6 protein-coding genes and 1 pseudogene are annotated in these 3,163 nt (G+C 67.8%); all 7 read right to left on the minus strand.

The window, feature by feature from the left end:
- Positions 1 to 290: pseudogene (locus ACK5IN_RS00415) on the minus strand (preprotein translocase subunit SecY); the annotation flags it as partial.
- 82 nt (positions 291 to 372) lie between these two features.
- Positions 373 to 912, minus strand: coding sequence for a 50S ribosomal protein L15 (gene rplO / locus ACK5IN_RS00420; protein ID WP_416894261.1), 540 nt, complete (start codon positions 910 to 912; stop codon positions 373 to 375).
- The gene (gene rpmD / locus ACK5IN_RS00425; protein WP_416894262.1) at positions 912 to 1,097 is read right to left on the minus strand and encodes a 50S ribosomal protein L30; all 186 of its coding nucleotides are present in this window, start codon (positions 1,095 to 1,097) and stop codon (positions 912 to 914) included. The genes rplO and rpmD overlap by 1 nt, the downstream gene beginning before the upstream one ends.
- A complete protein-coding gene (rpsE, locus tag ACK5IN_RS00430; RefSeq protein WP_416894266.1) occupies positions 1,097 to 1,780 on the minus strand; it encodes a 30S ribosomal protein S5 in 684 nt (227 codons plus the stop codon). The genes rpmD and rpsE overlap by 1 nt, the downstream gene beginning before the upstream one ends.
- Before the next feature lie 35 nt (positions 1,781 to 1,815).
- A complete protein-coding gene (gene rplR, locus ACK5IN_RS00435; RefSeq protein ID WP_416894263.1) occupies positions 1,816 to 2,175 on the minus strand; it encodes a 50S ribosomal protein L18 in 360 nt (119 codons plus the stop codon).
- 2 nt (positions 2,176 to 2,177) lie between these two features.
- A complete protein-coding gene (gene rplF, locus ACK5IN_RS00440) occupies positions 2,178 to 2,714 on the minus strand; it encodes a 50S ribosomal protein L6 (RefSeq protein ID WP_416894264.1) in 537 nt (178 codons plus the stop codon).
- 6 nt (positions 2,715 to 2,720) lie between these two features.
- Positions 2,721 to 3,119, minus strand: coding sequence for a 30S ribosomal protein S8 (gene rpsH, locus ACK5IN_RS00445; protein ID WP_416894265.1), 399 nt, complete (start codon positions 3,117 to 3,119; stop codon positions 2,721 to 2,723).
- Positions 3,120 to 3,163: the final 44 nt, after the last annotated feature.

Genomic DNA, 3,163 nt, shown 5'->3' on the forward strand with positions numbered 1-3,163 from the left:
AGCAGCTGCACGATGATCGACGCGGTGATGTAGGGCATGATGCCCAGCGCGAAGATCGACAGCTGCAGCAGTGCGCCCCCGGAGAACAGGTTGACCAGGGCATACAGTCCCGCCGCCCCGTCGCCGGAAGCGCCGCTGATCGGGGCGAGGCAGCGCTGCACGACCTCGAAGTCCACATAGGGCGAGGGGATGAACGAGCCGAGCCGGAACAGCGCGATGATTGCGAGGGTGAAGCCGACCTTGTTCCGCAGGTCAGCAGTGCGGAAGATCCTCGCGATCGCACTGAACACGACGCCTCCTGTACTGCTTCGACGGAATGGGTGACCCGTTCGGGTCGGTGCGGGGTGGCCCCGGAGGGCTACCTCACCGCGGCTACTTGACGGAGCCGCCCGCCGCAAGGATCTTCTGCTCGGCCGAGCTGGAGACCTTGTCGACAGCGACGTTCAGCTTAACCGCTATCTCCCCGGTGCCGAGCACCTTGACCTTTTCGTTCTTCCGAACCGCGCCCTTGGCGACGAGGTCGCCGATCGTCACGTCGCCGCCCTTGGGGTACAGCTCCGCGAGCTTGTCCAGGTTCACGACCTGGTACTCGACGCGGAACGGGTTCTTGAACCCGCGCAGCTTCGGGGTGCGCATGTGCAGCGGCATCTGCCCGCCCTCGAAGCCGGCGCGCACCGTGTTGCGGGCCTTGGTGCCCTTGGTGCCTCGTCCGGCGGTCTTGCCCTTCGAGCCCTCACCGCGACCCACACGGGTCTTGGCGGTGTGCGCACCCGGAACCGGGCGAAGGTGGTGCACCTTGAGCACGCCGGGGCGGGATGCCGCAGCATCCTTCTTCTTCGCAGGAGCCTTCTTCGCCGCGGGCGCCTTCGCGGCGACCTCTTCGGTCGCCTTCTCTTCGGCCTTGTCAGCCATCAGTCGATCTCCTCAACCTTCACGAGGTGGGCGACGGTCTTGACGTAGCCGCGCGTCTGCGCGTCGTCGGGACGGACGACCGAGTCGCCGATCCGCTTGAGACCGAGGCTGCGCAGCGTGTCGCGCTGGTTCTGCTTCTCGCTCTCGTTGGAGTTGATCTGGGTCACCTTGAGGCGCTCGGCCATCACGCACCTGCCTTCTGCTCGGCGGCGGCCGCGGCCTTCGCCTCGTTGCGCACGATGATCGCCGGGACGACCTGGTCGTAGTCCAGGCCGCGACGCGCGGCGACCGCGCGAGGCTCTTCGAGGCTCTTCAGCGCCGTCACGGTCGCGTGCACGATGTTGATCGTGTTCGACGAGCCGAGCGACTTCGACAGGACATCGTGGATGCCCGCGCACTCGAGCACGGCACGCACCGGACCACCGGCGATGACACCGGTACCGGCAGCGGCCGGACGCAGCAGCACGACGCCGGCAGCCTCTTCGCCCTGCACCGGGTGCGGGATCGTGTTGCCGACGCGCGGCACACGGAAGAAGTTGCGCTTGGCCTCTTCGACGCCCTTCGAGATCGCCAGGGGCACCTCGCGCGCCTTACCGTAGCCGACGCCCACGACGCCGTTGCCGTCGCCCACGACCACGAGAGCCGTGAAGCTGAACCGGCGGCCACCCTTGACGACCTTCGACACGCGATTGATGGTCACGACGCGCTCGAGGAACTGGCTGTCGCCGCGGTCGCGCGAGTTGCGGTCCCGGTTGGGGTTGCGCTCGCGTCCGCCGCGGCGGGGCTCACGCTCGCGCTGCGTCGACTCGGTGGCGGGCGCCTCGGCAGCCGCCGTGGCGGTGGCCTCGGTCGCGGTGGCGTCGGTCACTTCGTTCTCTCCATTGTTGGTCTTCGCTGCCTCGCTCACAGGGTCAGCCCTCCTTCGCGGGCACCATCGGCGATCGCGGCGACGCGGCCGGCGTAGCGGTTGCCGCCGCGGTCGAACACGACCTCGGAGACCCCAGCGGCCTTGGCGCGCTCGGCGACCAGCTCGCCGACCTTGCGGGCCTTGGCGACCTTGTCACCGTCGAGCGCGCGCAGGTCGCCCTCGAGGGTGGAGGCGGATGCCACGGTGTGGCCCTTGCTGTCGTCCACCAGCTGGACGAACACGTGGCGCGACGAGCGCGTCACGACCAGGCGAGGACGCACGGTCGTGCCGACGATCTTCTTGCGAAGACGTGCGTGACGGCGCGAACGCGCGTCGGACTTCGACTTCACAGCCATTGTTACTTACCAGCCTTTCCGGCCTTGCGACGCACGACCTCGCCGGCGTAGCGGATGCCCTTGCCCTTGTACGGCTCGGGCTTGCGGATCTTGCGGATGTTGGCAGCCGCCTCGCCGACGGCCTGCTTGTCGATGCCGCTGACGGTGAGCTTGTTGTTGCCTTCGACCGCGAACGTGATGCCGGCGGGCGGGTCGACCAGCACGGGGTGCGAGAAGCCGAGCGCGAACTCGACGGAGCCGCCCTTCTGCTGCACGCGGTATCCCGTGCCCACGACCTCGAGGCCCTTCGAGTAGCCCTCGGTGACACCGATGATGTTGTTGTTGATGAGGGTGCGCGTGAGCCCGTGCAGCGAACGCGACTCGCGCTCGTCGTCGGGGCGGGAGACGACCACCTGGCCGTCCTCGACCTTCACCTCGAGGGGCTGCGCCACGTCGAGCGCGAGTTCGCCCTTGGGACCCTTGACGGCGACGTGCTGACCGTCGACGGTCACGGTGACTCCGGCGGGGATGCTGATGGGGAGACGTCCGATACGAGACATGTCAGATCACCACACGTAGGCGAGGACTTCCCCACCCACGCCCTTCTGCTCGGCCTGGCGGTCGGTCAGCAGACCGGAGGAGGTGGACAGGATGGCCACGCCCAGACCGCCGAGGACGGTGGGCAGCTCGGTCGAGCGCGCGTACACGCGCAGACCCGGCTTGGAGACGCGCTTGATGCCGGCGATCGACCGCTCGCGGTTCGGGCCGTACTTCAGGGTGAGCGTCAGGTTCTGACCGACACGGGCGTCCGTGACCTCCCAGGAGGCGATGTAGCCCTCCTGGGTGAGGATCTCGGCGATGTGGGTCTTGAGCTTCGAGCTCGGCAGCGTCACGGATTCGTGGTGCGCCGAGTTCGCGTTGCGCAGACGGGTCAGCATGACTGCGACAGGGTCTGTCAGTGTCATTTCTGATTCCTTCGTTCAGTGGTTTCGGCAGCCGTTACACGACT

Source organism: Microbacterium sp., assembly GCF_047971895.1.
Lineage (GTDB): Bacteria > Actinomycetota > Actinomycetes > Actinomycetales > Microbacteriaceae > Microbacterium.

Bases quoted from the DNA above. Each gene is read 5' to 3' on its own strand.
- rplO (WP_416894261.1), bottom strand. From the start codon at position 912: ATGGCTGACAAGGCCGAAGAGAAGGCGACCGAAGAGGTCGCCGCGAAG.
- rplF (WP_416894264.1), bottom strand. From the start codon at position 2,714: ATGTCTCGTATCGGACGTCTCCCCATCAGCATCCCCGCCGGAGTCACC.
- rpsH (WP_416894265.1), bottom strand. From the start codon at position 3,119: ATGACACTGACAGACCCTGTCGCAGTCATGCTGACCCGTCTGCGCAAC.
- rpmD (WP_416894262.1), bottom strand. From the start codon at position 1,097: ATGGCCGAGCGCCTCAAGGTGACCCAGATCAACTCCAACGAGAGCGAG.
- rplR (WP_416894263.1), bottom strand. From the start codon at position 2,175: ATGGCTGTGAAGTCGAAGTCCGACGCGCGTTCGCGCCGTCACGCACGT.